At 40.5% G+C, this 2,845-nt stretch carries 3 protein-coding genes; all 3 read left to right on the top strand.

Annotated elements, in window-relative coordinates:
* Positions 1–233: 233 nt before the first annotated feature.
* Genes V7654_RS18150 through V7654_RS18140 form a run of 3 tightly spaced genes read left to right on the top strand, consistent with a single transcriptional unit; the run spans position 234 to position 2,734 of the window.
* Positions 234–947, top strand: a complete 714-nt coding sequence (locus tag V7654_RS18150) for a cytochrome c biogenesis CcdA family protein (protein WP_335432129.1) — start codon at positions 234–236, stop codon at positions 945–947.
* A 34-nt stretch (positions 948–981) separates the two neighbouring features.
* The gene (locus V7654_RS18145) at positions 982–1,680 is read left to right on the top strand and encodes a response regulator transcription factor (protein ID WP_335432297.1); all 699 of its coding nucleotides are present in this window, start codon (positions 982–984) and stop codon (positions 1,678–1,680) included.
* Positions 1,667–2,734, top strand: a complete 1,068-nt coding sequence (locus tag V7654_RS18140) for an ATP-binding protein (RefSeq protein WP_335432128.1) — start codon at positions 1,667–1,669, stop codon at positions 2,732–2,734. Before V7654_RS18145 ends, V7654_RS18140 begins: the two co-directional genes overlap by 14 nt.
* The last annotated feature ends 111 nt before the right edge of the window (positions 2,735–2,845 follow it).

Raw genomic sequence — 2,845 nt, 5'->3', positions numbered from 1 at the left:
CTTGTTTAACAGAGCCATTTTTTTATTAGACCCTACTGAAACCTTTAATAAACCATACTATCCTTCAAAAGATTCAAACCCTAAATCATGTTAAACTAATTGATAGAAATCATTATACATCATTTCAAATTATATACCAATATGGGTATAATTAAATAATTAGATTGTATCTCTTAATTAACCCTTAACAAAACCTGCACAATATAGAGATAAAGAAAAGGAGTGATTTAATAATGAATGAAATAGGATTATTTTTTGCTTTTACGGCAGGAATTTTATCTTTTTTCTCGCCATGTGTCTTTCCCCTGCTTCCTGCTTACATAACGCATTTAACCGGTGGCAAGATTGAGGGTTCAAAGGTTGCGGTTGACCGAGCCACACTTTTCACCCGTTCTTTCGGCTTCATCATTGGCTTTAGTTTGATTTTTATTGTCATGGGCGCATCTGCGTCATTTCTCGGCCAGGTGTTCGCAAACTATAGAACAATCGTTATGCAAGCAGCCGGATTATTGATCATCATCTTCGGCTTACAGATGGCTGGATTATTGAATATTAAATTTTTAATGATGGAAAAAAAGGTGCATTCTGAAACAAAATCGAAAGGTGTCTTCAGTTCCGTATTTCTTGGCATGGCCTTTGCAAGTGGATGGTCACCGTGTGTAGGACTTGCACTTTCATCCATTCTGCTGCTTGCAAGTTCTTCAGATACATTATATCAAGGCATGTATTTGCTGACTTCTTACTCTCTTGGAATGGCTGTGCCCTTCCTGGTCATCTCGTTCGTTATTTCTTATTCTTTAAAAGCAATCAAGAAAATCAACAAGTATCTTGCTAAATTGGCATTTGTAAACGGCATGATCATGGTTGGCATGGGGTTCCTTGTACTTTCGGGGCAGATGCAAAAAATTAGCGCGTGGCTTTCTGCTTATAGTATATTTCAATTTTAATCTTATCTGAGGGCTGTCCGAAGGGGTGACATTCATTGTGAATAAAGATTTGATTGGCAAAAGCGTATTAGTTGTCGAGGATGATCCGAAAATCAGGACGCTTGTGAAGATTTACTTAACAAATGAAGGTTATGAGGTCCTTGAAGCTGACAATGGAATTAACGCAATGGAAATGATTGAAAAATATGACCCATGCATCCTAATCCTTGACCTCATGCTTCCTGGGAAGAGTGGTGAAGAAATCTGCACCTGGCTAAGGAATGATCTTGAAAGCATGATGCCTGTGATCATGCTGACTGCTAAGGCTTCGGAAAAAAGCAGGATTGAAGGTTTCAAGCTGGGTGCCGATGACTATGTGGTCAAACCCTTTAGTCCTGCTGAACTGATGGTCCGTATCGAGGCCGTTCTTAGAAGGACTGCCAGCAGATGTGGAAAGCTGACTTTTACAGGGCTTACAATCAAGCCTGCAAAAGGTGAAGCAAGGATCGATGGAGAACTCCTTGACTTAACCAATTTTGAATTCAGGCTCCTCCATATGTTCATGCAGCACCCTGGCCAGATTCTTTCACGGACGCAAATTCTAGACTCCATCTATGAAAACAATGAAAAGGCAGTGACCGAACGGACGATTGATGTCCATATTAAGAATCTCCGTGAAAAAATCAAAGAAAAGACGCCAAAGGATTATATTCAAACTGTGAGAGGAATGGGGTATAGGTTTGCGGCGAATTAAAAGCATAGGCAATCTATTATTATCAAAGCTTGTTGCTGTGAACAGCGTTGTCATTCTGCTTGTCATCATGCTGGCAGGAATCTCCGTAAAGGATTATGCCTGCTTCCTTGTGAACCATGAGCAAATCACCGGAGCCCAGCTGGTGGATACCTTAGATTCCTTCCTCATAAAGGTCAGTATCATCGCCTTTATTGGAGCAGGACTTGTCCATTATTTTTCCGTAAGACGCATTGTTAAGCCAGTTAAAAAAATGGCTGCAGCAGCCAATCAAATAAAGGAAGGAAAAATACCTCATCAAATCGAGCTCTCTGCCAGCGGTGAATTAGGAGAATTGCTAACAAACTTCAATGCCATGTCGGAATCACTGTCTGTCATCCAAACGAGGCGGGAAGAAATGCTGCGGGATATAGCTCATGAATTAAGAACCCCGCTTACCAATGTTAATGGGTATTTAGAAGCACTTCATAGCGGTGTGTTGACCGGCGACCGTGATTTGTTTGGCTCGCTGCTGGAGGAATCTCGACGGATTACCCGAATTGTCGATTTAATATCGGAACTTGATGCCTGGAATCAAGAGGTTTATTTTTTGGAAAAACAGTTTGAAGCTGTGAAAATAGACGAGGTCGTGACAGAATCGATTGCCGCCTTCAAGCTCAAAATAGACCGCCAGTTTGATTCGGTTAATCTTGAGATAAAGCCTTCTCTCGTATTTGGCCATAAAGATGGACTAAAACAAGTGATATCCAATCTTCTGCAAAATATTATCGATTATGATTTAGGCCGGTACTTATCCGTTGAAGCAAAACTTGAAGGAAATCTTTACACCCTTACTTTTTCCCATGAGGGTTATTCCATCGATCCGGAAAAAAAGGAGCTTATTTTTGAGCGATTTTACCGTCTCGAAGAATCCCGAAGCACCAAAGCTGACGGTGCAGGTTTAGGGCTGGCGATTGCCCGGAGCATCATCGAGGCCCATAACGGCAAAATAGGCATTAAAACAAATGGGCATGATCATTCATTTTGGATAAGCATTCCAATCCATCACGCTTCTTAATCAATTCTTAACAAAACAGTTTCATACTATTTTAAAAAGGTCGTTCTCGTATGAATGTTGCTTTATATATAGACATACTATTTCCGGTAAACTACCCTGTTGATTGTAGTG

Origin of the sequence: Bacillus sp. JJ1609 (assembly GCF_036967045.1) — a bacterium.
GTDB lineage: Bacteria > Bacillota > Bacilli > Bacillales > Cytobacillaceae > Mesobacillus.
This window is presented reverse-complemented; position numbering and strand designations above follow the sequence as displayed.

Coding starts and splice junctions, on each gene's coding strand:
- V7654_RS18150 (WP_335432129.1), top strand. CDS start 234: ATGAATGAAATAGGATTATTTTTTGCTTTTACGGCAGGAATTTTATCT.